The sequence below is a fragment of the Streptomyces sp. 5-10 genome, assembly GCF_014712245.1.
GTDB lineage: Bacteria > Actinomycetota > Actinomycetes > Streptomycetales > Streptomycetaceae > Streptomyces > Streptomyces violaceusniger.
Genome location: NZ_JACVYG010000039.1, coordinates 15512 through 42168, shown reverse-complemented (window position 1 = coordinate 42168; position 26657 = coordinate 15512). Strand labels below are relative to the sequence as shown.

22 protein-coding genes and 1 pseudogene are annotated in these 26657 nt (G+C 73.0%); 12 read left to right on the top strand and 11 right to left on the bottom strand.

The genetic code is table 11. From position 1 onward, the window contains the following. The first annotated feature begins 26 nt into the window (after window positions 1-26). From IEJ02_RS33225 to IEJ02_RS33215, 3 genes are read left to right on the top strand one after another with little or no spacing between them, the layout of a single operon-like run. On the top strand, window positions 27-1445 hold the full coding sequence (locus tag IEJ02_RS33225; RefSeq protein WP_191068228.1) for an extracellular solute-binding protein: 1419 nt from the start codon (window positions 27-29) through the stop codon (window positions 1443-1445). Next, window positions 1442-2350 carry a carbohydrate ABC transporter permease gene (locus IEJ02_RS33220; protein ID WP_191068227.1) on the top strand — a complete coding sequence of 303 codons (909 nt, stop codon included), beginning with the start codon at window positions 1442-1444 and terminating at the stop codon, window positions 2348-2350. Before IEJ02_RS33225 ends, IEJ02_RS33220 begins: the two co-directional genes overlap by 4 nt. After that, entirely contained in the window at window positions 2347-3171 is an 825-nt protein-coding gene (locus IEJ02_RS33215; protein ID WP_191068226.1) for a carbohydrate ABC transporter permease, read from the top strand. Before IEJ02_RS33220 ends, IEJ02_RS33215 begins: the two co-directional genes overlap by 4 nt. Window positions 3172-3189: 18 nt before the next feature. On the opposite strand, the gene IEJ02_RS33210 is transcribed toward IEJ02_RS33215, so the two are convergent. Further along, window positions 3190-3948: a DUF72 domain-containing protein gene (locus IEJ02_RS33210; protein ID WP_191068225.1), complete on the bottom strand. Its 759-nt coding sequence runs from the start codon at window positions 3946-3948 to the stop codon at window positions 3190-3192. Continuing rightward, window positions 3945-4184, bottom strand: coding sequence for a hypothetical protein (locus IEJ02_RS33205; protein ID WP_137981341.1), 240 nt, complete (start codon window positions 4182-4184; stop codon window positions 3945-3947). Before IEJ02_RS33205 ends, IEJ02_RS33210 begins: the two co-directional genes overlap by 4 nt. 124 nt (window positions 4185-4308) lie before the next feature. Here IEJ02_RS33205 and IEJ02_RS33200 point away from each other — a divergent pair. Together IEJ02_RS33200 and IEJ02_RS33195 are read left to right on the top strand one after the other, a co-directional pair. Next, window positions 4309-4953 (top strand): annotated as a pseudogene (locus tag IEJ02_RS33200) (phosphoribosyltransferase); the annotation flags it as partial. A gap of 35 nt (window positions 4954-4988) precedes the next feature. Continuing rightward, window positions 4989-5258, top strand: a complete 270-nt coding sequence (locus IEJ02_RS33195; protein ID WP_039940568.1) for a DUF1876 domain-containing protein — start codon at window positions 4989-4991, stop codon at window positions 5256-5258. A gap of 117 nt (window positions 5259-5375) precedes the next feature. On the opposite strand, the gene IEJ02_RS33190 is transcribed toward IEJ02_RS33195, so the two are convergent. Beyond that, a complete protein-coding gene (locus IEJ02_RS33190) occupies window positions 5376-5795 on the bottom strand; it encodes a LysM peptidoglycan-binding domain-containing protein (protein ID WP_191068223.1) in 420 nt (139 codons plus the stop codon). A 275-nt stretch (window positions 5796-6070) separates the two neighbouring features. Next, window positions 6071-6469, bottom strand: coding sequence for a hypothetical protein (locus IEJ02_RS49175; protein ID WP_223864912.1), 399 nt, complete (start codon window positions 6467-6469; stop codon window positions 6071-6073). Between IEJ02_RS49175 and IEJ02_RS49170 the strand changes: the two genes are divergently transcribed. The 3 genes from IEJ02_RS49170 (at window position 6462) to IEJ02_RS33175 (ending at window position 8996) form a co-directional block, all read left to right on the top strand. Beyond that, a complete protein-coding gene (locus IEJ02_RS49170) occupies window positions 6462-6827 on the top strand; it encodes a DUF4232 domain-containing protein (RefSeq protein WP_263408005.1) in 366 nt (121 codons plus the stop codon). The two genes, IEJ02_RS49175 and IEJ02_RS49170, sit on opposite strands and share 8 nt — an antisense overlap. Before the next feature lie 162 nt (window positions 6828-6989). After that, window positions 6990-7169, top strand: coding sequence for a hypothetical protein (locus IEJ02_RS33180; protein WP_191068221.1), 180 nt, complete (start codon window positions 6990-6992; stop codon window positions 7167-7169). Window positions 7170-7217: 48 nt separating this feature from the next. Next, entirely contained in the window at window positions 7218-8996 is a 1779-nt protein-coding gene (locus IEJ02_RS33175; protein ID WP_317985986.1) for an HEXXH motif domain-containing protein, read from the top strand. A gap of 45 nt (window positions 8997-9041) precedes the next feature. Here the strand turns inward: IEJ02_RS33175 and fxsT are convergent, their stop codons facing one another. The 6 genes from fxsT to IEJ02_RS33145 form a co-directional block, all read right to left on the bottom strand. After that, entirely contained in the window at window positions 9042-13406 is a 4365-nt protein-coding gene (gene fxsT / locus IEJ02_RS33170; protein WP_191068219.1) for an FxSxx-COOH system tetratricopeptide repeat protein, read from the bottom strand. Further along, a complete protein-coding gene (locus tag IEJ02_RS33165; protein ID WP_191068218.1) occupies window positions 13403-14584 on the bottom strand; it encodes an AAA family ATPase in 1182 nt (393 codons plus the stop codon). Before IEJ02_RS33165 ends, fxsT begins: the two co-directional genes overlap by 4 nt. Continuing rightward, on the bottom strand, window positions 14581-16044 hold the full coding sequence (locus IEJ02_RS33160) for a VMAP-C domain-containing protein (RefSeq protein WP_275558610.1): 1464 nt from the start codon (window positions 16042-16044) through the stop codon (window positions 14581-14583). The genes IEJ02_RS33165 and IEJ02_RS33160 overlap by 4 nt, the downstream gene beginning before the upstream one ends. 416 nt (window positions 16045-16460) lie before the next feature. Next, window positions 16461-17624, bottom strand: coding sequence for a phosphorylase family protein (locus IEJ02_RS33155; protein WP_191068216.1), 1164 nt, complete (start codon window positions 17622-17624; stop codon window positions 16461-16463). Window positions 17625-17691: 67 nt separating this feature from the next. Further along, entirely contained in the window at window positions 17692-18249 is a 558-nt protein-coding gene (locus tag IEJ02_RS33150) for a hypothetical protein (RefSeq protein ID WP_275558609.1), read from the bottom strand. Between the two features lie 66 nt (window positions 18250-18315). Beyond that, a complete protein-coding gene (locus IEJ02_RS33145) occupies window positions 18316-20136 on the bottom strand; it encodes a sigma-54-dependent Fis family transcriptional regulator (protein WP_191068214.1) in 1821 nt (606 codons plus the stop codon). Between the two features lie 163 nt (window positions 20137-20299). Here IEJ02_RS33145 and IEJ02_RS33140 point away from each other — a divergent pair, with 163 nt between their 5' ends. The 3 genes from IEJ02_RS33140 (at window position 20300) to IEJ02_RS33130 (ending at window position 23675) form a co-directional block, all read left to right on the top strand. Beyond that, window positions 20300-22048, top strand: coding sequence for an FAD-dependent oxidoreductase (locus IEJ02_RS33140; protein ID WP_191068213.1), 1749 nt, complete (start codon window positions 20300-20302; stop codon window positions 22046-22048). Window positions 22049-22138: 90 nt separating this feature from the next. Further along, window positions 22139-23053: a YceI family protein gene (locus IEJ02_RS33135; protein WP_191068274.1), complete on the top strand. Its 915-nt coding sequence runs from the start codon at window positions 22139-22141 to the stop codon at window positions 23051-23053. 133 nt (window positions 23054-23186) lie between these two features. After that, a complete protein-coding gene (locus IEJ02_RS33130) occupies window positions 23187-23675 on the top strand; it encodes a glutathione peroxidase (protein WP_191068212.1) in 489 nt (162 codons plus the stop codon). A 52-nt stretch (window positions 23676-23727) separates the two neighbouring features. Here the strand turns inward: IEJ02_RS33130 and IEJ02_RS33125 are convergent, their stop codons facing one another. Beyond that, window positions 23728-25560 (bottom strand): glycoside hydrolase family 9 protein, encoded by a 1833-nt coding sequence (locus tag IEJ02_RS33125; RefSeq protein WP_191068211.1) that lies wholly within the window; start codon window positions 25558-25560, stop codon window positions 23728-23730. Between the two features lie 185 nt (window positions 25561-25745). Between IEJ02_RS33125 and sigJ the strand changes: the two genes are divergently transcribed. Continuing rightward, entirely contained in the window at window positions 25746-26636 is an 891-nt protein-coding gene (gene sigJ, locus IEJ02_RS33120; protein ID WP_191068210.1) for an RNA polymerase sigma factor SigJ, read from the top strand. The last annotated feature ends 21 nt before the right edge of the window (window positions 26637-26657 follow it).

Genomic DNA, 26657 nt, shown 5'->3' with positions numbered 1-26657 from the left:
CTGATCACCGCATCGAGGAGAACCCCATGGAACTCGCCCGTACCGGGGCGCGCCGGACCCGTGGCAGAGCCGTCCCGGCCGCGCTCGCCATCGGCGTCGTCCTGCTCGCCGCGGGGTGTGTCCCCGGCACCGACGGCTCGGGGGCCGCCGGTGCCGGGACCGGCGCGGCCACCGCCATACCCGATCCGGCGAAGGCCGGAAAGACCACGCTGACCGTATGGGACCAGGAGATACGCGGCGGGACCAACGGGGAGATACAGCAGCTGAACCGGGAGTTCGAGCGGAAGTACCCCAATGTGCGGATCAAGCGGGTCGCCCGGAGCTTCACCGATCTGAAGACCACCCTGAAGCTGGCCGTCTCCGGCAACAATCCGCCCGATGTCATCCAGGCCAACCAGGGCTACCCGGACATGGTGGCCTTCGTCCGGGCCGGGCTGCTCGCCCCGCTGGACAACTACGCCGGGATCTACGACTGGAACACCCGCTACCCCGCCACCCTGCTGGGCCTCAACCGGGTCTCCGCCGACGGCAACGACTTCGGCAGGGGGCGGCTGTACGGCATCTCCCAGACCGGCGAGTACATCGGCCTCTACTACAACAAGGACCGGCTGAAGCAGGCGGGGCTCCAACCCCCGCGCACCTGGCGCGAGTTCACCGACGGCCTGGCCCGGCTCAAGGACCGCGGCGAGCTGCCGATCCAGTTCGGCAACCTCGACAAGTACCCCGCGATCCACACCTTCGGGGTGCTGCACGACCAGCTCGGCGCCTCCGACGCCCGCGACACCGTCCTCGGCCGCGGCGGCGGCTTCGACAACGCCGCCACCAAGAAGGCCGCGGCCACCCTCGCCGACTGGGCGAAGCGCGGCTATCTGCCCGGCGGCGCCAACGGCCTCGGCTACGACGACGCGGCCAAGAAGTTCGCCTCCGGCGACGGCGCGTACCTGCTGACCGGCACCTGGCAGCTGGCCGACCTGAAGAAGCCCATGGGGGACAAGCTGGGCATCATGCCGCCCCCGCCCGCCAAGGCCGGCGGCGACCCCGTCACCACCGGAGGCCAGGGCCTCGCCTGGTCCATCACCTCCCGCTCCCGCCACCCGGAGGTGGCCGCCGCCTATCTGGACTTCCTCACCAACGCACACGCCGCCGACGTGATGACCCGGCACGGAGTGCTGCCCGCCGTCCCCGCGAAGGCCGCCGCGGGCGTGAGCCCGGACAGCGCCGACGGCCAGATGATCGCCGGGTGGAAGCGGCTGAGCGCCGCCGACGGGCTCGTCCCGTACCTCGACTACTCCACCCCCACCTTCTACGACACCCTCTCGGCCGCCCTCCAGGGCGTGGTCAGCGGCAAGACCTCCCCGGACAGCTTCGCGAGGATCCTGCAGAAGGACTACGGGACCTTCATGAAGAAGCAGCGCGAGCAGCACACTTCGGCGGGGCCCCGATGAGACTCGCCGCCCTGACCGGGGCCTACCGCCGCCGCGCGCCCGGCGAGCCGCGGGCCATCGGCTACCTCTACATCCTGCCCGCGCTGATCCTGTACGCCGTCTTCCTGCTCTACCCCTTCGGGCAGTCGGTGTGGCTGTCCTTCGTGCACTGGGACGGGCTGACGGTCGCCACCCCCGCCGGATTCGACAACTACCGCGCGCTGTTCACCGACGCGAGCCTGCGCGCACCCTTCCTCCACGCGCTGCTGCTGCTCGTCTTCTACGCCGCGCTGCCGGTGGCCATCGGGCTGCTGCTGGCCGCCGTGATGTCCCGGGCCCGGGTCCGGGGGATGACCTTCTTCCGTACGGTGCTGTTCCTGCCGCAGGTCCTGGCGCTGATCGTGGTCGGCGTGGCCTGGCGCTCGATCCTCGCCCCCGACGGGCTGCTCAACGACGCCCTCCGCGCCGTCGGCCTCGGCGGCCTCGCCCGCCCCTGGCTCGGCGACTACACCTGGGCGCTGCCCGCCGTCGGCGTCGTCGGCACCTGGGTCGGCACCGGGCTGTGCATGGTCCTCTTCCTCGCCGGGGCCCAGCGCATCCCGCGCGAGCTGTACGAGGCGGCGCGGATGGACGGCGCCGGGCCGCTGCGCGAGTTCCTCACCGTCACCCTGCCCGGCCTGCGGCCGCAGATCGCGGTGGCGCTGACCCTGACCATCGTGGCGGGGCTGCGCAACTTCGACCTGATCTACATCACCACCAGCGGCGGCCCCGGAAACGCCACCTCCGTCCCCGCCTACGAGGTCTACCGCCGGGCCTTCGAGACCAACCAGGTCGGCTCGGCCGCCGCCGTCGGCGTGGCCCTCACGGTCCTGATCTTCGTCCTGACCGTCACGGTCTCCCGGCTCGTGGAAGGGCGGCGGGCATGACCACACGCCTGGAACGCAACGTCACCTACGGCATCCTCGCCCTCTTCACCATCATCGCGCTCACCCCCGTGATCGGCATCCTCTCCACCGCCTTCGGCTCACAGAGCTCACTGGACACCGGCTTCGCCCTGCCCGAGGACGGTCTGCACTGGAGCAACTTCGCCGACGCCTGGAGCCGTGGCCACTTCGGCACCTATCTGGGGAACTCGGTGCTGGTCACGGTGGCCGTGGTGGCCGCCACCACGGTGCTGGCCATCCTCGCCGCGTACGCCTTCGGGGCGATGCGCTTCCCCGGCTCCACGGTGCTGTTCCACCTCTTCGTGATCGGGCTGACGCTGCCCCAGGAGGCGCTGGTCGTCCCGCTCTACTTCGATCTGCGCTACGCCGAACTCACCGACAGCTACTGGGCGTTGATCCTGCCGCAGACCGCGCAGTCCCTGGCCTTCGGGGTCTTCTGGATGCGCACGTACTTCCGCGGCAGCGCCCGGTCGGTCATCGAGGCGGCCCGGATCGACGGGGCCAACACCTGGACCACGCTGTGGCGGGTGCTGGTCCCGATGGGCCGTCCGGCGATCTCCACCATGGTGGTGATCACCTTCATGTGGACCTGGAACGAGTTCCTGATGGCCCTGGTGATGGTCAGCGACGAGGCGCATCGCACGGTCCCCCTCGGCCTCGCCTTCTTCCAGGGGCAGCACAGCTCCGACGCGGCGCTGCTCGCGGCGGCCTCGGTGCTCATCGCGCTGCCGGTGGTCGTGGTCTATGTGGCACTGCAGCGCCGGTTCATCGAGGGCATGCTGGGCGGGGCGGTGAAGGAGTGAGCCCGGCGGGCGCCGGGCTCATGCCGAGGGGGTGCGGCTGACCGGGCGGCCGAGGCGGGCCACGGCGCGGGCGAAGACGGCCGCGTCGTGCACCGCCGCCCCGCCCGTGTCGTTGTTGAAGTACGCATAGACCTCCGCGTCGGCCGGCCAGGTGTCCCCGACCCGCCGCGCCCAGGTGGCCAGCGCCTGGCGCCCGTAGCGCGGGGCCGGGCGGGCCAGCCCGCCGTGGAAGCGCAGATACCCCCACCCGGTGGTCCGCCACAGCGGGGTGACCGGCCGGGAGCCGGAGTCGGCCCAGCACAGCGCGGCCGCGCGGCGCTCCAGCACCGCGCGGATCTCCTCGGTCCACCAGGAGGTGTGCCGCGGCTCGACGGCCACCCGCGTCCCGGAGGGGAAACAGCCCAGGCAGCGGTCCAGCAGCTCGCCGTCGGCCCGGAGGGTGGGCGGCAGCTGCACCAGTACCGGGCCCAGCCGGTCGCCGAGCCCGGCCGCATGGGACATCAGCCGCTCCACCGGCTCCTCCGGGTCGCGCAGCCGCTTGATGTGGGTGAGGTAGCGGCTCGCCTTGAGCGCCATCACGAAGCCCTCCGGCAGCCGCTCCCGCCAGGTGGCGAACTGGTCGTACGAGGGCAGCCGGTAGAAGGCGTTGTTGCTCTCCACCGTGGCGAAGGCGCGGGTGTACTCCTCCAGCCACAGCCGCTGCGGACAGCCCTCGGGGTAGAGATCGCCGCGCCAGTCCCGGTACTGCCATCCCGAGGTGCCGATGAGGGTGGTCATGCCTCGCCCGGATGCCAGGGCGGCCACTGCCCGGGCCGGTCCTCCCAGTGCACCTGGGCCGGGTCGTCCAGGTCGATGTCGGGGAAGACCTGCCGGACGCGCGGCTCGAACTCCTCCCGTTCCAGCGGTTCGCACCCCAGGCCACGCAGCCGCACCAGCCGGTAGCGGCTGTCGGCCTCGATTGACTCGACGAAGACGGGGTAACCGGACTCGTCCGGGCCTGTGGTGTTCTCCATACCTCCAGGGTGCCGGGTCTCCGGTATCCGCGCGCCCCGGCCATCGGCCGGGTACCGCCGGTTCGCGGACGGGCGAACCGTCGGCTCGATTCGCAGATGAGTCCCTCAGGAGCGGGGGTGAGTCATGATCTTCACCGACCGGACGGACGCCGGGCGGCGCCTCGGCGAGGCGCTGCGTCCCTTGGCGGATGAGAAACCGGTCGTGCTCGGGCTGCCGCGGGGCGGGGTGCCGGTGGCCTTCGAGGTGGCCCGGGCGCTCCATGCGCCCCTGGACGTGATCATCGTCCGTAAGCTCGGCGTCCCCTACCACCGGGAGCTGGCGTTCGGCGCCATCGGCGAGGGCGACGTACGGGTCGTCCATGAGGCGATCGTCCGGATGAGCCGGGCCGATGAGGAGGACCTGGCCGAGGTGGAGCGGACCGAGCGGGAGGAGCTGGCCCGCAAGGCGCGCCGGTTCCGCCAGGGCCGCTCGCGGATCCCGGCCGAGGGCCACACCGTGATCATCGTGGACGACGGCATCGCGACCGGCGCCACGGCCCAGGCCGCCTGCCGGGTGGCACGGGCCCAGGGAGCCACGCGGGTGGTCCTCGCCGTGCCGGTGGCGCCGCCGGACGCGGTCGCCGCGCTGCGCGAGGACGCGGACGAGGTGGTGGCCCTCTCCACCCCCTCGGACTTCGCGGCGGTGGGGGAGTGGTACCGGGACTTCTCGCAGACCGCGGACGACGAGGTGGTGGAGTTGCTGTCCCGGTCGACCGGAGAGACCGGTGAGGCGCATCCTGGAAGGTGACGCAGGAGGTGAGCGCGATGGAGACGATCGTGGGATGCGACATTCAGATGGAGTTCCGTGAGATCGGTCCGCTGACCGAAGCGGTCGTCCGGCTGAGGATGCACGACGGCACGGAGATGCTGGCCCAGGGCCGCGCCAACCGCAACCCCGACGACCCGGCACAGCCGAGGGTCGGCGAGGAGATCGCGGCGGCGCGGGCACTGAGCAATCTGGCGCACCGGCTGATCGGCAAGGCGGGCGGCGACATTGAGGAAGTCACCCATTCCAAGGCGCATTTGGTGATGTAAGGCGGTTGATGCGAAGGAGCGCCCGCCGCGGTGGACCACCGCGGGCGGACGCTCCTGTGCGTACGCACTGCTGGTGTCATGCTCCCGTGCGTACGCACCGCCCGTGCGCGGGCTCGTTCAGTGGCGCCCGAGGGTGAGCTGCTGGCCGGGCCGGATCAGATCCGGGTCGGCGCCGATGACCTGGCGGTTGATCTCGTAGAGCCGCTCCCAGCCGCCCGCCACGCTCTCCCGGTCCGCGATCCGGGAGAGGGTGTCCCCGCGGACGACGGTGTACGACCCGGCCTGGGGCTGGGCCTTGGCCGGTGGTTCGGGCACCGCCTTCGGGGCGATGAGCAGCGGCTGGGCCTTCGTGGCCGTGACGGCCGTGACGGTGGTCGCGGCCGGGGTCGGCGAGGTGGGCGTGGCGGCTGAGGCGGCGTTCGCCTGGCCGATGCCGATGAGCGGCAGGGCGACGCCGGCGCCGCCCGCGGTGATCGCGAGCGAGGTGCGGGAGACACGGTGGGGCCGGGGCCGGCGATGACGTCCGCGTGCGGCCATGGAGTCCTTCTTCCTGTCCTGGTACGGCAGTTGGCGAGTGCGATGGCTGCCGAACAGTAATCCCAGGGTTCTGGCGTGGACAAGGTGTTCGGATGTTTGCGGTAGAGAATCCAATGTGAGGAATTTGAGCGCGGACGCGATCAATGTGCCCCGGACATAAGAGCCTGCGCGTGGGGAAGGGAGTCCGATGGGGGAATGCACGGGAGGCATCGGGGCACCCGCCTTCGATGCCGGTGGCCCCGGCAGACGGCTGACCTCGGGAGGTCGCTCATGAGTCAACGGAACGGTTCGGCTCCTCGGCGCACGACTCGACGCACGGCGGCAGCGCGGTCCCGGCCGCCGGTCTTATGCGCGCTGCTGGTCGGCGCGCTGGCCACGGTCACCGCGTGCGGCAGCGACACCGGGGGCGGGGACTCCGCGCGGCGCGCCTCGTCCGTCACCCCCGCCTCCTCCGCCGCGCCGCCCTCTTCCCCCTCGGCCGCCTCCTCCGGCTCCTCCGCCTCCTCCGAGAGCGGGTCCTCCCGGAACGAACGGCCCGCCTCGCAGACCGCGCAGTCCCCTCCGCCCTCGGCGCGGCCCTCGCGTCCGCCCTCCTCGCGGCCCGCCGCCGCGTCCGGGGTGCGCCGCGTCTGCTCCAAGGCGCAGTTGACGCTGGCGGTCGGCCGGATGGACATCGGCGCCGGCAATGTCCATCTGCCCCTGGTGTTCACCAACAAGTCCACCACGACCTGCACCCTCACCGGATACCCCGGTGTCTCGCTGCTCGACTCCACCGGCGCGGTGATCGGCGACCCCGCCACCCGGCGCGGCCCCACCCGCTCCCCGGTCTCCCTGCCGCCCGGCGGCAGCGCCTCGAGCAGTCTGCACACGCTCAATGAGGGCATGAACGACACCCCGTGCCGGCGCACCGCCGCGCTGATCCGGGTCTATCCGCCGGATTCCTTCGACGCGATGACCGTCCCGGCGCGGTCGTTCCGGGTGTGCGGAGGCGTGTTCGAGGTCGAGACGATGCAATCCGGAATGGGTGGATGACACCGGCATATCGGGGGGCTCCCGGGCGCGCGGAAGTGACCGAAAATCTTGACAACGCAGGCGCCGACTGGCCGTGTTCACTCTTTCGCAATCAAAAGGGGTAAGACACCATGGGGATGCCTCATATGAGCCATTAGGGAGCGTCCGGAGGGGGACGGTGTCATGGAGCGAGTCGCGACCGAGGTCGAGACAGAGCTGCTGGACCTTTCGGGGGCGACACTCGAAGACCTTGAGCGGCACGAAGGGCTTTCCGCGATGACGGAGCGGCTGCTCGACATCGTCCAGTACCCGCCGACGGTCAGCGGCAACTCGTCGTCGTCGGAAGGCTGTGGTGGGAGCTAGGCGGCCATGACGTCCTCCGCCACGCGGGGCCTCAACCACCGTTTGCCGGTGGAGTCTTTCGCCGAGTTGGCGCGGGGTTCCGGAGGCCCCTCGGCCGTGGCCGAACTGAGGTCGGGACAGCGCAGCCGGGCCATGCTGCTGCTGCGCGCCCTGGTGGACATCGCCTCCGCGCACCCCGCCCTGCCCGGCCCCCTTCCCCCGCCCGGGGACGCCTGGCACCTGCTGGTTCGGGCCGAGAACCGCTCCCCGGCAGCCGTGGACAGGCTGCTGCTGCACCCTCCCACGGGCGTATGGCTCAACCGCTGTCTGCGCAGGCTGCGCGGTATGGAATCGGGGGACGGGCCGCTGTGGAGCGCGGTGGGACATCTGCATGCCGTAGCCGCCGCGGCCGCTCTTCTCGCCGGAATCGACTTTCGCGGCGCCGTTCCGGCGCGCGCGGGCGCGGTGATGTTGCCCGCCCTGGGACTGGCCCGCATTCCGGACACCGCCGATGTCGCCGAGGTCGTCGGATACGGCCGGAAGGCGGCGGTGTTATCCGGCCCCTATTCGGTGATGCTGCCCGCCGACTTCTCCGAGGACGCTCCCGGTTGGCACGGTCTGCGGCGGCTGCGCGGAGAGCACGAGGGGATTGTCTGCGCCCCCCTTGTCGATGACCTCGATCCCTATCGCGACTTTCTCCGGATCCGGGACCCGGAGCGGCTCGGCGACGAAGAGTGGCGGGGCTGGCAGAAGCGATTCGGCAATGCGTGGCGGCTGGTCTCGGAGCAGCGCCAGGTGGACCCCCGGGGAATCGCCGCCTGCCTGTCCTCCGTGGTGCCCGTGCCGTACGCCGCCTGGCCCGAACCGTTCAGCGCCTCGTCGCCGGAGGCGTACGGCTGTGTGCTGCTCAACGGGGCCACGGACCCGCTGACCCTCGCCGCCGCGCTGGTGCACGAGGCCCAGCACATCAAACTCAGCGCGCTGATGGACCTGGTGCCCCTGATCGAAGGGGGCCTGGAGGAGATCCACTACGCGCCCTGGCGGCTGGACCCGCGACCGCTGCGCGGACTCCTCCAGGGGGTGTACGCGTTCCTGGGCGTGACCGGATTCTGGTGGGACCGACTGCGGCGCGCCGAGCCCGGACCGGCCCGGGACACCGCCGCGTTCGAGTTCGCCCTGCGCCGGGCACAGACCGCCTCGGGGCTGCGCACGCTCCTCGCTCATGCCGAACTGACGCCCCGGGGCGAGGAATTCCTCCACCGGCTGGAGGGACGGCTGGCCCTGTGGCTCGCGCAGCGGGTGCCCGCCGTACCGGGGGGCCTGGCGTCGGACCTGATCCACGATCATCGGCTCGTCCACCGCATGCGCCACCTGGCGGCGGACCCGGAGCCGACCGCCCAGTGGGCGCGGGCCTGGCGGGAGCGGACCGACCCGCCCGGAGAGCTGCCCGGGACCTCCGTCCGGCCGACCCGCCCCGAGGCGCCGGCGCGCCCCGCGCTCGCCCGGCTCCGGCTCGCGGATCCGGCGGGGTTCGCCCGGCTGAGCGAGGGCGGGGGAGCGGGGCTGCGCGAGGGCGAGGACGCCCCCGACCGAGCCGATCTCGACTGGGCCGCAGGGGACACCGCGGCCGCGCTGCGCGGCTACCGGGCCCGCCTGGAAGCGGACCCGGACGACATCGCGGCATGGGCGGGCCTCGCGCTCAGCCTGCCGGACGGCGCGGCCAGGACGGTGCTGCTGAACCACCCCGAACTGGCCCTGGCCGTCCACCGGGAGCTGCGCACCGCGCCGGACACGGGCCCCGATCCGGTGGCTCTGGCGCGGTGGATCGGGACGCGTACCCGCGAGTGAACGGCGCGCGGCACGGGGCCCGCGAACGGCCCCGCGCACGGCGGCTCAGATGGAGATCGCCTCCACATCGCAGTCCGCCCGGATGCCCCGGGCCGCCGCGACCGTCGCCGGGTGGTTGGCCGTCAGCACCCGGCGCAGCCGGCCGAGCGCGTCCTGGTGCAGCTCCTCCGCCCGCCTGCCCTCGCCCAGCGCGCGCAGATCCCCCGACAGATTGACCGCACACGCGAGCGTGGTGGGGTGGTCCTCACCGAGCCGGGACCGGCAGGTCGCCAGGGTCGTGGTGTCCAGGTCGTGGGCCTCCTGGTAGTCCGCGAGGGTGTAGTGGTCGCTGGCCATGTTGATGGCACAGGCCAGCGCCGTGGGGTGGTCGGCCCCCAGCCGCTCGACGAGCACCGGCAGCGTCTCCTTGTTCAGCGCGAGCGCCTCGTCCGTCTCGCCCAGCAGCCGCAGCGTCACGGCGAGGTCGGTCGCCGCGCCCAGGGTCGCCGGATGCCGTTCCCCCAGCAGGACGCCCATCTCGTCGAGGCATTTGCGGCCCAGCTCACGGGCGCCCTCCAGATCGGCGGTCTGCCGCAGATCCATCGAGACGGCCAGGGCCGTGATGGTGATGTGGAGGTTGGGTTCGGTGTAGCGCAGCCGGTAGCGCTCCAGCACCTCCCGGCTGAGGTCCAGGGCGCCCTCGTGGTCGCCCGCCTTACGACGCGCCACGGCCAGGTTGCGCAGGGCGAAGATCCCGATGGGCGCGTTCTGCGGGAGCACTCGGCGGACGCGGGCGCAGGTCTGCTCCAGCATGTCGCGGGCGGCCAGGTAGTCCCCGCCCTCGCGGATGTCGATGCTGAGGTTGGCCTCCACCAGGATGGTGAGCAGGGCGTCCTCGCCGAGCACCAGACCGGCGGTGCGCCGGGCGTCCTCGTCCAGCTGCCGGGCGCGTTCGTAGTCCCCCATCGCGCGCAGTGCCAGGGCGTAGTCGTTCGCCGCGCCGATGGAGTACGGGTCCTCGTCCCCGAAGAGCCGCAGGGTCCTGGTCCAGCGGTCCTTCTCCAGCTCCACATAGCGCGCGTAGTCGCCCTGGTAGCGGTTGTCGACGGCGACCGCGCCCTGAGTCACCAGGGTGTTCTCGTGGTCGTCGCCGTCCTTGGCGCGCTGGAGCTCCAGCGTCCGGCGGTTGAGCTCCCGGGCCTCCTTGAAGTGGCCGAGCACGGTCAGGACATGGCCCAGGGTCCGGGAGACGGCCAGCGTCTCCGCACTGTCCTCGCCGAGCGTCTCCACCCACTGCCGCCGCACCTGGTTGCCGAGCTCCAGCGCTCCCTCGTGGTCCCCCCAGATGAAGAGGAAGCGGACCAGGTTCCGCACCATCTGCCGCACCCATTTGTCGTCGCACTCCATCGCGCGCGACGCCCGGACATGGGAGAGGAGGTCGGCGTACCGCCCCCAGTTCGCGGGGGTCACGTCGTTGGGGTCGCCGACGGCCAGCAGCACATGGGCGCTGTGCCGCATGTCCGCCTGCTGCTGTGTGGACATCTGGCCGATCAGCACGGCCTGCACCAGCCGGTGCATCTCGATCGTGTTGCTGCGGTGGTTGATCTTGATCAGGGCGTAGCGGTTGATCTCACGGATCGCGTGGCCGAGCCTGATGGGGTCCTGCAGCACCTCTGACAGCTCGGGCGAGAGGGACACCCCCCGCACGCCGGAGAAGAGCCGCCGGGAGATCGGCTCGGGTGCGAAGAACGAGCACATCTGGAGGAGCTGGATGGCACCGGGATGGGTTTCGGCCAGCCGCCGCAGCGACATGTTCCAGGCGGCGGCGACCGGTTCGGGGTAGTCCACCGGAACGCCCGCCGCCAGCAGCTCGTTGCGGCGGGTGGAGACATCGGCCCGCTCGTCCTCGAAGACCTGGAGGTACTCGTCGACCGGCATCCCGGTCTCGGTGAGCCACGCGGCCGCCTGCTCGATGGCCAGCGGAAGGTCCCCCAGCGCGTCGGCGACCCGGTCCGCCTGGTCGCGCGGCAGCTCCGGCCCCCGGCGGCGCAGCAGCTCGATGCTCTCCTCCCGCTCGAAGACGTCCACTTCGACGGTGCGGGCGGCACGCGACCACTGGGCGTTCCTCGAGGTGACCAGGATCCGGCCGGGCCCGCCCGCGGGGAAGAACGGCCGAACCGTCTCCAGCTCCTCGGCGTTGTCGAAGACCAGCAGCCAGTTGCGGCACGGGCGCCCGGTGCGGAGCGCGTCGAGCACGCTGGGCACGGCCGTGTTGGCCTCCATGCCCGCGTGCAGCCCGAGCCGGTCGGCGAGCTGGACCAGCGCCTGGCGGATCTGCTCGGGGCGCTCCGCCGGGATCCACCACACCGCGTCGTAGTCGGCGGCGTGCTGGTGGACGTACTCCAGCGCGATCTGTGACTTGCCCACCCCGCCCAGCCCGTGCAGGGCCTCCGGCAGCACGGCGGCGGTGCCCTCGCTCCTCAGCCGCTCGTGGAGAGTGTCGAGCAACGTCTGCCGCCCGGTGAAGTTGTTGTTCCGGGGCGGCACATTTCCCCAAATGGACGGGGGTTCCCCGGGCTGGCGCTCCTCCACGGCGGGCAGGGACCGGGCAGCGGTCACGGACACGAATGTTCCTCTCAGATGCTCCCCCGCCGGGCCCGGCGCGCCGTGCGCCGGCGGGGATGGTGAATCGTCGGCCTGGGACAGCGGGTCTGTTCGGGGAGACGTGGAGTCAGTCATGGCCGCAACCGCCTCGGAGACCACATATTTTCCCCTGTGTGATGCGTCTTCAACTGGATCGGGTGGGCTTTCCCCCGAGCGGGCGAGCGCCTGATGGGCCAGGACAAGGGCGCGAAAGGAGCGCGCGCCCTCCAGGTACGGCCCCGAAAGCGCCTGGTAGACCTGCTCCTGGAGGCGGATGTACGGCAGCAGGCGCTCCGTCCTGGGCAGGTCGCCCACCGAGCCCGAGGGGTGGTTGAGCAGATCGCGCAGCATCAGCAGCGGCTTCCAGCGGCGGCCCAGCCGGTCCAGGACGCTGCCGAGGATGTACAGCGACTCGTCCCGCATCCCGGCGGACAGCAGCAGTTCGCGCACCCCGTCGTGGAACTCGTAGCCGATGCCCGTCTCGTCCAGCGGGTCGGCGGTCCCCACCTTGCGCAGCAGCCCTCCCAGCAGCACCTCGGCCAGATCTCCGGGGCTGCCCTCCGGCTGGTGGATCCCCTGCACGAACTCCATCACGGGAATGTTCAGCGGGGCCGCGGCCAGCCGGGACGCCAGCCGGAAGGCGCTCGGCGAGGCGGTGGCGCGGAACCGGAAGACGCGGTCCCAGGCGCTCGGTTCCGGTTCGGGATCCCAGAGCTCGGCGGGCGCCCCGGGCAGCAGCGCCATCGTGTTCTCGCCGCGCGCCGACGGGCGGGCCACCAGCCGCGCCCAGTTGGCCATCCACCGCGCGTCCAGCTCCAGCACCGGGACCGGTGGCGCGCCGCCCGGCCAGGAACCGCCGTCCGCCCGCCGCCAGGTGCCGTTGGGGGCGCCCGGTTCGGGGACCCGCACCCGCACCCGCTCCGGCGCCACCCCGGTGTGGTGCCAACGGCCCTGGCGTAAGACGTGGAGCACCGCGACCGACGCCTGCCGCGCCCAGCCGGCCAGTGCGCGCCGGGCGCTCTCATCGGCCCAGGCCGCGCCGATGCCGTCGGTCAGCACCAGCACCGTACGCTTGCCGCGCGGCGCCATCCCCGCCACCGGCGACCGGTCCTCGGCGGATAACGGATGGTCGGTGTTCACCCGGTGCACCCGCACATCCCGGAAGGCACCGGTGCGTTGCAGCACGGTGACCAGATGCGTGGCCGTCCGCCGCCACACCACCATCGAACTGCCGCAGTCCACCACCAGGACGGCGTCCATCCAGCGCTCGCGCACGGGCACCAGGTCGGGCACCCACAGCCCCTCGCGCGCCGCGCGCTCGGCCGTGGCCTCCTCGTCGACCTCCGTCTCGACCGGCGACGGCGAGGTGCGTTTGAGCGGCCGCAGCGCCCGGAACAGGGCGCGCTCGGGCAGCGGCGGCCCGTCGGCGGACGGCCGGCGCACGGGCACGAAGGCCTCCGCGACGGTCGCCGGCTCCGCCTCGCCGGGCGGCGCGGAGACGCCGACCAGCTCCGCGGGGAGCGGCGGTTCCGCGACCGCGGGCGCCGCCTCGGGCCCGGACGCGGGGCGCTCCCCCCGGCGGTCCCGCCGCGGCTCGTCCGACGGCTCGTCACCGGGCGGCGGGGCGTCCGCCTCCGGTGTCCCGGGGAGGGGGCCGGGGTCCGGCCGTCCGGGGCCACGGTCCGTCTCGGCCTTGCAGATCGCCAGCCACAGGGCGTCGGCGAGCTGCCGCCAGTCGAGGTCCCGTGGGCCCGGCCCGGCGGACCCGCCGCCTGGGTCGTGTGTCATGTCGAGCCCGCTGCGCTGTCCAGCCGGTGCCAGACGGCCTGCAGTAGCTCCTCCCACTCGGGCCCCGGAACATGTGACTGGGACATCACCAGATACACCGCGTTGAGCAACTGGTCGGCGGCCAGGCCGCCTTCGCGCTCGCTGCGCTCGAGGAACATCTGGATCAGCTCCCGCGCACGCGGATCGCCGGCCCGCCCCAGATGCGCGGCCACGATCGCGGCGAGCCGGTCCGCGTCCGGGTCGGGCAGCCGCAGCTGGAGACAGCGCCGCAGGAACGCGGGCGGGAACTCCCGCTCGCCGTTGCTGGTGATGACGACGACGGGGAAGGCGCGGCAGCGCACCCGCCCCGAGGCGATGACGGTACTGCGCTCCGGGTCGTCGGTGAGGACCGATACGGCCGGGCGGCGCCTGCGGATGCGCACCAGCTCCGGGATGGAGTACTCGCCGGCCTCGAAGATGTCGAGGAGGTCATTGGGCAGATCGATATCGCTCTTGTCGAATTCGTCGATGAGCAGGACGCGCGGCAGGCGGTGCGGGAGCATCGCCGTGCCCAGTGGCCCGAGTTGGAGGAAGTCACCGATGTCCTCCGGTCCGGGTTCGCGGCTGTCCCCCTCCGACGCCTGGCCGGCCGCGGCGGCGTGCACACGGCCGACGGCATCGTAGCCGTAAAGCCCGGACCGCAGGGTCGATCTTGTGGTGATCGGCCAGCGCAGCACCCGGCCCAGACCCAACTCCCGGCTGATGCGGTACGCCAGCGTGGACTTGCCGGTGCCCGGGCGGCCGGTCACCAGAAGGGGACGCCTGAGGATCAGGGCCGCGTTGACGAGATCGGCCTCCTCGGGGTCCGAGCGCACGCCCAGGGGCATCGCGCCCAGCCGCCGGGCGGTGTCCTGCTGGTCCTCCGGCGGTGCCGGGGGCTCGGTCGGGGCTTCGTCCGCGTCCGGTAACGCGCCGGACTGGCCGTTGCCCTCGACCGGGCAGGCCGAGACCCCGCCGAAGGCGCGCCACGGGGGCGGCGGCGGAAGGATCTCCTCCAGGCTCACGTCGTGCAGCGGGCGCCCGGTGCCCTGGTAGATCCACCAGGGGCGCGGGATCCCGGACGGCAGGGCGGCCGAGGCGGAACCGGAATCCTGGTGGACCCGTCCGTTGTGGCGCCGCGCAGGCTCTTCGTCGCTCATCGACCACCCACCCCCTCGTCCGGCCCCGTCATGCGCCCTTGCGGTTCCACGGGACGGGTCGGGTCGTCCCAAACGAGCACCACATGCTGCCCCAGGTGATGCTCCCGCTCCGCGGAGTCGATCGTATGGGCGTCCAGACGTAACTCTGTCACGGCTTCGCGGAGCCGTGCCAGGTTCCCGCTGGCGTCGGCCTGTTTTTGCCCCAGCTGCTGGACGAAGCCGGGGTCCCGGGTCGCCCGGCCGTCCCAGGCGACCACCGGAATCCCGGCCCGCCATGCGGTCAGCGCCTCCGAGGTGCCCTCGGGGGTGGTGCCCGGGGGCGAGGTCAGGACCAGGGCCACCACCTGCGGATCGGCCTTGAGTCGGGCCAGCAGCGCGTTGGGGTCGCCGGAGCGCGGGCTGTCCGGCTCCTCGCCGTCCACGACGAGCTGCTTGGCGCGCTCGGGCTGCTGGTCGAGGAGGTTCCAGCGGTGCTTCCACTCCCGGTGCCAGCGCCGGGTACAGCTGCGCTCCAGGCTCCGTACGACCACCGGATGGTCCATGTACAGCGGGATGGGAAACTCGCTGTCGAGCTCCAGACGCCAGCGGTGGACCGGCAGATTCAGGTCATCCGGGCCGAGCATGAACTCGATGTGGATCGCCCGGGCGTCGTCCCACTCCTCGGCCGCCTGGTACACCAGCGTCTGGACCGCCCGCTCCGCGGTCTCCGAGGTGACCTGGGCGACCGGGCCGCGGACCGGATGCCAGCCGGTGGGGTCGTACTGGCGCCAGGACGAGAGTTCATAAGCCCCGGCCTCCTCCCGCGGCAGCAGCCGGATCACCAGGTAGGCGTCCACCGGACCGGCCGGTGCGGCATGCCCCACCTGCTGCCGCAGCGACCGCAGCTGGGGCGTCAGACCCAGCTCCCGGGCCTGCTCATCGGCCCATTCGCGCAGCGCGTCGGCCCGCTGCAGCGGCCGCGCCGCCGCCGCGAGGTACTCCACGAGGGCGAGCCCCGGCGGCAGCCCGCCCGGCTGCGCGTTCATCCGGCTGAGCACCTCGAAGGCGTGCCAGGGGCCGGTGACCGGGGGGACGTCCTGCAGCGGGCCCGCCGCCGCACGGCACAACTGGCCCAACTGCTCGATCTCCAGCTCCTCCAGCAGCGACCGCAGCTTCGCGATGGCGGTCTCGGGCAGCGCCGGACGGGCCGTCATCTGCTCCATGACCGAGTCGAGCCGCTTGATCGCGTCCTCGTCGGCCGCCGCCATCACCGCGAGGGACGCGCGTAGCGCGTGCATGATCCGCACGTTTTCCAGGCATTCGCGGGCCAGCTCCACCAGGAAGTAGTCGGTCACCCGATGGGCGCGTACGGGGACGCTGGTCATCTCCAGCTCCATGGCGACCAGATCCAGACACAGCGTGCGCAGATCCGGATCCGTCAGACAGCGGAACTCCTTCAACGCCGTGACGAGGTTGCCCACCGATTTCAGGCCACCTTCCCCCATGGCCGCCATGCCGTGCCCTCCCCCGAGGCCGCATCATCGGTCCCCGCCGCCGATGATCCCGCCGGAGACCCTGCCACACGCGGGCACCACCCGCCCGGACTCCGGGACAACTTGTATGCCCCGCAGGTCTCTCGTGACACCCCCTGGGCGAGTATGTCCGTGGCACCGTCCCCCGGGCCCGGGGCGGGCACCGCCGCGGCCGGGACGCCCTCGGCGGTGGACCGCGGAGCCCGCTCCCGCGGCGGCCGCGAGGCGGAAGGCCGTCCTCCCCAGGGGCCCACCTGGAGGGTTCCGGTGAGCTCGGGCGGGGACGCCGTCCCGGGGCGGCTCGGGGAGGGCGCGGGGGAGGGCGGCCCGGGGCTCGGGCACGCCGGGCGGGAGGGTGAGGAGGGTCACTCCAATCCGAGTTCCTCGACGCGCCGGGCGAGTTCGGCGGCCGCCGGATCGCCCGGCGCGAGTACCGCGACCACCTCCACCAGCTCGCCCATCGCCCGCCGCGCCTCGCAGACGCGCAGCAGCGACAGGGCCTCCGCCCGGCTCTCCGACTGACGGCCCACCGCGGTGCCGACGGTGGGCAGTTCGTCGAGCAGCTGCTGCCAGCGCGCGGGCGAGGTCATCCCGGCCACGGCCAGCAGGGTGTCCGCGAGTACGCCGAGGTCACGGATGGTCAGCCTGCGCCGCCGGGAGCCCTCGGGCGGCCCGCCGGCGGCGAGGGACCGGGTACCGGCGGCGAGCGGCCGGGTCGCCACCGGGTTCGCCACCGGGACACGGCCGATCAGCTCGAAGGCGAAGGCGGCCGCGTTCCGGGAGGCCACCGGCTGCCAGCGCTCGTCGTGTGCCTCGCCCTTGTCCCCGAGCAGATCCGAGATACCCCGGACCACCAGGGCGTCCAGATGCTGATTGACGTACGCGCCGGCGAGGAAGCCGAAGCCCTCCATGTCCACCGCGAGCGCGTCACCCGCACTGGCCGCGAGCCTGAGCCCGACGTCCGAGCGGTGGTGCGCCACCACCCGGCCGCCCGCCGCGAGGGGCTTCACATGGGCACGGGCGCGCGGCGCGTCATCCGCCAGGGCGCGCGGCGCGGCGTCCCCCGGGCGGACCCGCCGCTGCCACGCGTCGCCCGCCGCCACCAGCCGGGCCAGCTGCACCAGCCCGTACGCGGACTGATAGGTCTTCTGCCGGGGCCAGAACCCCGACTCGGTGTCCTTGCCGGTCTCGTAGTCGTACACCGCGTCGGCCGCCACCACATCGCCCAGCGCGACGTCCTTGACGCCACCCGCCACCCCCACGAACAGCACCGCCCGGGGCGCGAAGAGCGCCGCCGCCCGCTCCACCGAGGCCGCCGCGCCGGGATTCCCCGGGCCCGTCATATGGATGGCCACCGTCCGCTCACCGGACTCCTCGCGGAACACGCCCAGCTCGAACAGCGCGCCCCGCTCCGCCTGGACCGGACGCACTTCCTCCAGATGGGCGCGCACGGCCCGGTACTCGACCTCCAGCGCGGTCAGGACCACCACATCGGCCCGCACCGCACCCCCGTTGTCACCAGCGCCCACGGATCCCCCCTAGGACAGCCTCTGCCGATACCTTCCGGGCCCGACGAGCCCCACGGGTCATCCCACATCATGGCCGGTGCAGATCCGCGTACAACACGATCTGCACCGCCAGCACGGTGACCAGCGCCACCTCCGCCACCGACACCGCCAGCAGCACCGCCCGCACCGGCTCCGACGTCCAGTACACGATGAGCGCGGCGATCGGCGCCACCGCGAACAGCAGCAGATCCGCCGCGAGCTGAAGCCGCTTGCGGGAGACCCGGCGGCCGTCGTCGCGGTGGACCCGCTCCCAGCCGAACACCGGTGGCCGGCCCGGGGCGAGCGCCGTCAGCCGGGGCCCCAGATCCTCCCGGACATACCGTCCGATGGCCGATATCTTCTCGTCGTTGACCAGATATGCCCAGCCCAGCAGCGCCGACGCCGGGGGCAGCAGCAACAGCAGCTCCGGGCGCCCATGGCTCTGCAGGGAGAAGGTGATGATGGCCGCCATCGCGGCCAGCGTCGCGTAGAGCAGATTGTCGCGGAACCCGATCCGCGCCCGCTGCTCCTCCTTCACCTGCTCGTACTCCAGGATCAGCAGCCTGCCCGTGACCGCCTCGTTCTCGGCGCTGTTGTCCCGCGTCACCGTTCCCCCTCCACGGCCCATGACCGGCTCCGGTGTGACCGGCCCCCCTGGAGACTGATTCCGCCGCTACGCCTGGTCCATTCCGTACGCCCGCAACTTCCGGTACAACGTGGCCCGGCCGATGCCCAGGGACTCGGCGGCCCGCGCCTTGTTGTCCCCGTGCCGGCGCAGCGCCTCCAGGATCGCGGTGCGCTCCGCCCGTTCGATGCCGCTCAGCCGGCGGGTGGCCGGTGGCACCCGCAGCCCGTACGGCAGCTCCTCCCGCCGCACCGGCCCGGTGGCGCGGCGGCGCTCGGCCACCTCCCGTACGACCTGGGCGAGTTCGGCCACATTGCCCGGCCAGGTGTGCTGCTCCAGCGCCCGGCGGGCGTCCAGGCTCCAGGTCAGCGGGGGACGCCCGGGGGAGGGGCGCCGGGCGGCGAGGCCCGCCAGCAGCGCCGGGATGTCCTCGACGCGTTCGCGCAGCGGCGGCAGCGTCACCGAGCGGGCCCCGAGGCTGTCCAGCAGCCGGCTCAGACACGGGCCGGTGGGCGCGCCCGGGGTGTGCGTCGCCACCAGCGGCACCGCGGGCCGTTCCGCCAGCAGCGACAGCAGCGCCGCCACATCGGCCTGGCCCAGCCGCTCGGCGTGGCGCAGGAGCAGCGGCGGCGCGCCGCCGTCCCCCTCCGGCTCCGGGAGCTCCGCGAGCGCGTGACACCAGCGCGGGACCTCGCCGGGCACCTGCTCGGCGGCGTCGACGACCCGCGGCGCGGCCGTGCCCCGCAGGCCGAGCAGGGCGCGGGCCAGCGCGGTCTTGCCCACGCCCGGCTCGCCGATCAGCAGCAGCGGCTCCACGGCCCGCGCCAGCTCCGTCGCTCGGGAGACGGCCAGCCGCCAGGGCCGGGACGTGCCGACGAGCCCCGGGAGCCGGTCATGGCCCCGCCGCTCCGCCGACCGCGCCCGCCGGGCCGCTGTGCACACCGTGGCCACGGCCCCGATCACCTCGCCCCCGTGCACCAGGCGCGTCATCCTCACGGTGAGCCCGGCGCCGTCCGGTACGGGGATCTCATCGTCCGGTACGGGGATCTCCTCCGGTGCGTGCTCCTCCGGGCCCGTGGCCGCGTCCCTGAGGAGGGCCGTGGCACGACGCTCCAGCCGCGCCAGCGTCTCGTGCGACAGCAGCCGCGCGGCCTCCGGGCTGACGAGGCGGCTGCCGCCGTCGAGCGCCACCACCGCCGCCCCCTCGGCCCGCTGCCGCAGATACGCGTCGAGCAGCACCCGCTCCGGCGGGCGCGCCCGGCCCAGCAGCTCCGTCTCGATCGCGTGCGCGGTGGCCTCGGCGAGCGCCGCGCCCGGGTGGGCGGTGCGGCCCTCGCCCAGCGGGGCCATCACGGTGACGGTGCCCGCGGGGCGGCCCGCCGTCGGCTCGTACAGCGGAACGCTGACCGCCGACACCTCCTGCCACAGATCGAGGAAGTGCTCGGGGCCGTGGACCTCGGCCCGGCGCCCCGTGCGCAGCGCGAGCGCGGCGCTGTTGTGCCCGACCGCCTTCTCCGACAGATCGAGACCGGCCATCCCGTCGGGCGTACCGGCGTACCGGCCGCCGCCCGACCACAGCGCCCGGCCGCGGGAGTCGACCAGCACCAGCCCCATCGCACCGCTCAGCGTGGGCGCCACGCGGTCCAGCACGGGGCGCGCCGCGGCCAGCAGCGGTGAGTCCACCGGCGGCCGGACCCTGGGCGGGGCCGCCAGGTCGCGCGGTACGCCGAAGAACCGCGCCCGCCGCCAGGCTTGGGCGAGGTCCTGCGGGATCCCGTCGCCCGGTGGCCGTCCGCTGAAGAACCGGTCCCGCGCCCGGCGCAGCGAGGAGAGGGCCGGGTCGGCGGGGGTGTCGTCGGTGGTCGTCACAGCACCTCCACCGTATACGTCGCCACTGTTTCGAAATGAGACACCTCGGGGTCCGGGTTCTGGAACAAGATCATCACTGGTCGATCGGCGATCGTGATCGCGCCGGGAGAACGGCCGGCACGGGGGAGAGGACGGGGAGCGGACCGAGAGGAGCCCTTCAGCAGTGGAGACCGTCGAGACCGACGTACTGGTCGTGGGCAGCGGCCCCGCCGGAGCCGCGACGGCGCTCGCCCTGAGCACCTACGGCGTGCCCAACGTCATGGTCACCCGGTACGGAAGCCTGGCGGACACGCCCCGCGCGCACATCACCAACCAGCGCACCATGGAGGTGCTGCGCGACCTCGGCGTCGAGGACCAGGTCACCGCCCTGGCCACGCCGCAGCCGCTGATGGGGAACACCGTCTTCTGCACCAGCCTCGCGGGCGAGGAGCTGGGACGGCTGCGTTCCTGGGGCAATGAGCCGCTCATCCAGGCGGCGCACGAACTGGCCAGCCCCAGCCGGATGTGCGACATGCCGCAGCACCTGATGGAACCGGTGCTGGTGAACGCCGCCGTCTCCCGGGGCACCACGCTGCGCTTCCACACCGAGTACCTCTCCCACGAGCAGTCGGACGACGCCGTGACCGCGCTGGTCGAGGACCGGCTGCGCGGGGACACCTACCGCGTCCGGGCCCGCTATCTGGTCGGCGCGGACGGCGGGCGCAGCCGCGTGGTGGAGAACGCCGGGCTGCCCACGGTGGGCCGGATGGGCGTCGCGGGCAGCCTCAACATCGTCTTCGAGGCGGACCTGACCCACCTCACCGCCCATCGCCCCTCCACGCTCTACTGGGTGCTCGCCCCCGGCGCGACCGTCGGCGGCATCGGCGCGGGCCTGGTGCGCTGTGTGCGCCCCTGGACCGAGTGGATGGTGGTGTGGGGCTACGACCTCGACGCGGGCCCGCCGGACCTCACCGATGAGTTCGCGCGGTCCGTGGTGCACCGGCTGCTCGGCGACGACACGATCCCCGTGCGGATCACCTCCACCTCGGCGTGGACCGTCAACCACCTGTACGCCGAGACCTACGCCGACCGGCGGGTGCTGTGCGCGGGCGACGCCGTCCACCGCCACCCGCCGTCCAACGGGCTGGGCTCCAACACCTCCATCCAGGACGCCTACAACCTCGCCTGGAAGCTCAAGCTGGTCCTCGACGGCACCGCCGCCCCGGCCCTGCTGGACACCTACTCCGCCGAACGGGCCCCGGTGGGACGGCAGACCGTCGAGCGCGCCAACCGGAGCATCGGTGAGACCGCGCCGGTTTTCGAGGCGCTGGATCTGCTCTCCACCTCCGATCCCGAGCAGATGTGGCGCAATGTCGGCGCCCGTAAGGCCGCCACGTCCGAGGGCGCCAAGCGGCGGCAGCGGCTGCGCGAGGCCATCGCGGCCAAGGTGTACGAGTTCAACGCGCACGGCGTGGAGATGAACCAGCGGTACGTCTCGGACGCCGTCGTCCCCGACGGCACCCCCGACCCCGGCTTCGACCGCGACCCGGAGCTGCACCACCAGCCCACCACCCGTCCCGGCGCCAAGCTGCCGCACGCATGGGTCGTCCGGGGCCCCGAGCGGCTGTCGACCCTCGACCTCGGCGGCCACGGCCGGTTCACCCTCTTCACCGGCATCGGCGGTGGCTGCTGGGAGGAGGCGGCCGCGGCGGTCCGTCAGGAACTGGGCGTGGAACTCGCCACCGTCTCCATCGGCCCCGGCGAGGAGTACGAGGACCCCTACGGCGACTGGGCCCGGCTGCGCGAGATCGGCGACTGCGGCGCCCTGCTGACCCGCCCCGACAACCACATCGGCTTCCGCCACGCCGAAGCCTCCCCGGAGGCACGGAAGTTGCTGCTCGGCGCGGTACGGAAGATCCTCGGCCACGGCTGACACCCACCCCCCGGGCGTCCGGAGTCCACCCCGGGGCTTCATCATGGACGCGCCCCCATCCCCAGAGAAACCGTTAGTGAGATGACTGCAATGCCCCTCGCACTGCTCCGGCGCATGCGCACCCAGCGTCCGGACCGCGGATCAGGACTGAGGATCCCCCTGCCCGTGGGTGCCGGAGCCTTCAGCTGCGAGGTCCTGGACCCCGTGGGCCAGGCCCTGGGCGGCGTGGAGGTCACCGTCACCGAGACGCGTGGCGCCGCCCGTACGGTGGCCAAGGCCACCACCGATCCGCATGGACTGTTCCTCGCCACGCTCGAGCCGGGCCAGTACACGGTGCTGCTCACCGGAAGCGGTCTGCAGCCCAACCGGCTCACCGTCGACATCGCCCCCGGCCAGAGCGAACCTCCCCGCCGGGTGCAGATGGAGCCCTCGCAGGCGCTGGAACTCCCCCCGCCCGGCACCTGGCTCTTCGACCCGCCGCACACCGCGATCCGCTTCATCGCCCGCCACGTCGGCATGGCCAATGTGCACGGCCGCTTCACCCGCTTCCGGGGCGGCATCCACATCGCCGAGCGGATGGAGGACTCCCGCGTCGAGGTCGTCATCGACGCCTCCAGCATCAACACCGGGAACAACACCCGCGACGCCCACCTGCGCTCGGCCGACTTCCTCGATGTCGACAACTTCCCGGAGATCCACTTCATCAGCAACCGCTTCACCTGGCGCAGCGGCCCCAAGTGGACCATCCAGGGCCCCCTCACGATGCACGGCGTCAGCCGCTCGGTGACCCTGGACACCACCTACCTCGGCGCCGTCAACGGCGGCTACGAACAGGAACTGCGCTGCGCCGCCCTCGCCACGGCCGAACTCCACCGTGAGGACTACACGCTGAACTGGCGCAACATGCTCGCCCGCGGCATCGCCGTGGTCGGCCCCACGGTCAAGCTGGAGCTCGACATCCAGGCGATGTACCGCAACCACGCCACGCCGACCCCGCCGGAGTAGGCGGCCACCTGGTCATCGACGGGGGCGGGCCCCGCGGCCCGCCCCCGTCGCCGTGTCTGACGGTGACCGTCACCTCGGGCGTGTGACCACATAGATTGGGCCCACCCACCGAACGACGAAGGCGGTAGATCTCATGAGCCTGTACGACATCCCCCTGCGCGCCCTCACCGGCGAGCCGACCTCGCTCGGTGAGCACCGGGGTGCGGCGCTGCTGGTGGTCAATGTGGCGTCCAAGTGCGGTCTGACCCCGCAGTACGAGGGGCTCGAGCGGCTGCAGCAGCGCTATGCCGGGCGCGGGTTCACCGTGCTGGGGGTTCCGTGCAACCAGTTCGCGGGGCAGGAGCCGGGGACGAGCGAGGAGATCCAGACGTTCTGCTCGACGACCTACGGCGTGTCCTTCCCGCTGCTGGAGAAGACCGATGTCAACGGCGAGCAGCGGCATCCGCTCTACGCCGAGCTGACGCGGACGCCGGACGCGCAGGGCGAGGCGGGCGATGTGCAGTGGAACTTCGAGAAGTTCCTGATCTCGCCGGACGGTGAGGTCGTGGGCCGGTTCCGGCCGCGGACCGAGCCGGAGGCGGACGACGTCGTCACCGCGATCGAGGCCCAGCTGCCCCGGTGAGGTGCGGCGGAGTGGGTGGGGCGAGGGGCCTTCAGGCCCCTCGCCCGCCGGGTCAGCCGCGTTCCGCGGCAAACGCGGCCAGCCACGCCAGCGGCGCGTTCCAGTTGATCGCCACCTCATTCGTGGAGTACGAGCCGATGTCGTCGATGTAGCACGCCGCGGGCGCGCAGCCCGGGAGTTTCTCCTGCGCCACCGGGTCCTGCAGCCCCGAGTTCGCGCCGCCCGCGATCGAGCCGGCGGGCGGGTTCGGCAGCGAGGCGTCGTACTGGTGCGCCCAGAAGCGGTGGTGCTGGTTCTGGGCGGCGCGCTCGCCGTAGCCGGTGACATACGACTGGCCGAGCGCGTTGCGGCCGAGCAGATAGTCCAGCGTCTCCAGGGCCCCGGTGCGGTACCGCCGCTGCTTGGTGAGCTCGTAGGCGACGGCCAGGACCGTCCCGTTGTTGGCCACCTGGCCGTTGGAGCCCCATACGTAGCCGTCCGCCGGCAGCGGCACCGCGTAGCCCTGACCGGCCATCGTGCTCAAGCGGGCATCGGCCGCGGACACCACGGAGGCGCGGACGCGGGCGAGGTCGGTGGCGGGCAGACCGTTGCGGACGGTGGCCAGGACGATCCGCCCGAGGGGCCCGGTGGCCTGCCAGCTGAAGCCGGCCGGGGTGAACACATCGCTCGCGGTGTGGTACGGCGAGGAGGTGACCGCGTCCCGGTACCGCGCCTCCCCGGTGGTCGCGTACAGCTCCGCCGCCGCCCAGTAGAACTCGTCGCCCACCTCGCTGTCGTCGTACGCCCCGCCGCCGGTGGAGTCGGAAGCCGGGGCGAGCACATCGGGGTTCGCCCGCGCGGCGGCCCAGGCGCGGCGCGCGGAGTCCAGGCAGCGGGCGGCGAAGGCGGCGTCGTACGGGGCGTAGACCCGGGCGCACTGCGCCGCCGCGGCGGCCAGGTTGAGCGTGGCGGCGGTGGACGGCGCGTGCAGCTCACGCGGCTCGGCGTCCTGCTCCGGCCGGGTCGGCAGCCCGGTCCAGGCGGCGTCGTGGACCTTGTGGAAGGCCATGCCCGCCCGTGGCTCGCCCTCCGGGATCTGCATGCGCATCAGGAACTCCAGCTCCCAGCGCGCCTCGTCGAGCACATCGGGGATCCCGTTGCCGCGCTCGGGGACGCGCAGCGTGGAGTCCCCGAGCGCGGCCGCGTGCCCCGTACGCTTCGCGCGCTCGAAGGAGTTGACCAGCTGCCAGACCGCGAGACCGCCGTTCACCACGTATTTGCCCTGGTCACCGGCGTCGTACCAGCCGCCGCGGACATCCCGGGTGCCGTCGCACACCCCGCTGACGCAGGGCACGGCGGTGTCGCCCCGGTTGGGGGCGACGCCCAGATGGCCCGCCGGGCGCGCGTAGGCCGCACCGGCGAGCGACGCCTCGATGGGGATACCGCTGCGCTGCTGGTAGAAGAAGGACATCGCGTCCGCGCGCAAGCCCTCGTAGAGGTTCGCGCGGAGGTCGAAGGGGTGGCTGGTCCGCCCGTCCACGGTGAGCGTGAAGCCGGTGCCCGTCCCTTGGTACGAGGAGAAGTCCACCAGATGCACCGACTGCCCGGAGGCGGCGTCCGCGCCCCGTACGGTGGTGGTGCCCGAGGCGGCCGTACGCCCCGCCGCGTCGCGCAGCTGCCAGGGCAGGGCGGTGGTGCTCGCGCTGACGACGGTGGCGCGTTTGGGGCCGTCCGGCAGATAGCCCAGCTGGTTGACCTGGACGGCGGAGGGCATGGCGGCCGCGGGAGCCGTGGGAGAGTCCGCTCCGGCGGGCGCGGACTGGGCCGCGATCAGCAGCAGTGCGCCGGTGAGCAGCGCGGTGGCGGTCCGCGCACCGCGCGGACGGCGTAACAGGGGCAGGGACATGACCGACCCTCCTGGGGAGTGGGAGGAATGGGAGCGCTCCCAACTTGTGTAATGATGTGATTGCAGCGCGTCAAGGGACTGGACGGGTGCACGGTCCGCCCCGCCCCTCTGTCACATCGCACCCCGCCCATCCGTCAGCACGGTGTGGCCTGCGACGGTGCGGTCCGGACAAGGGGATGTGACCGATGAACGAGAACCACCTACTGGCGGAGGGCTTCGAGGCCCACCGCGGCCATCTGCGCGCGGTGGCCTACCGCATGCTCGGCTCGCTGAGCGAGGCGGACGACGCCGTCCAGGAGGCATGGCTGCGGCTCAGCCGCTCCGACACCGGCGCGGTGGAGAACCTGGGCGGCTGGCTGACCACCGTCGTCGGCCGGGTCTGCCTGGACATGCTGCGCTCGCGCACCGCCCGGCGCGAGGAGCCCCTGGGGGTGCGCCTCCCCGACCCGGTCGTCAGCCGTGTGAGCGGGCCCGGCCCCGAGGACCAGGCGCTGCTCGCCGACTCCGTCGGCCTCGCCCTGCTGGTCGTTCTGGAGACGCTGGCCCCCGCCGAACGGCTGGCCTTCGTGCTGCACGATCTGTTCGCCGTGCCGTTCGACGAGATCGCCCCCATCGTGGACCGCACCCCGGCCGCCGCCCGTCAGCTCGCCAGCCGCGCCCGCCGCCGGGTGCGGGGAGCGGCCCCGGTCCCCGACGCGGACCTCGCCCGGCAGCGCGAGGCCGTGGGCGCCTTCCTCGCCGCCGCCCGCGACGGCGACTTCGAGGGGCTGATCGCCGTGCTCGACCCGGACGTCGTGCTGCGCGCCGACTACGGCCCCGCGCCCGCGCGCGCCCCGCGCGAGGTGCATGGCGCCGCGGCCGTGGCGGACCAGGCGCTCACCTTCTCCCGCCTCGGCGGCCGGGACCTTCACGCCCGGCCCGCGCTCGTCAACGGGGCGGTGGGCGTGGTCAGTTCGCGGGAGGGGCGGCCGTACTCGGTGCTGGCCTTCACGGTCGCGGACGGCAGGATCGTGGCGATCGACATCCTGGCCGACCCCGAGCGGCTGAGCGGGCTCGATCTGGCGGACCTGGACTGAGGAACCGGGCCGGCGAACCGG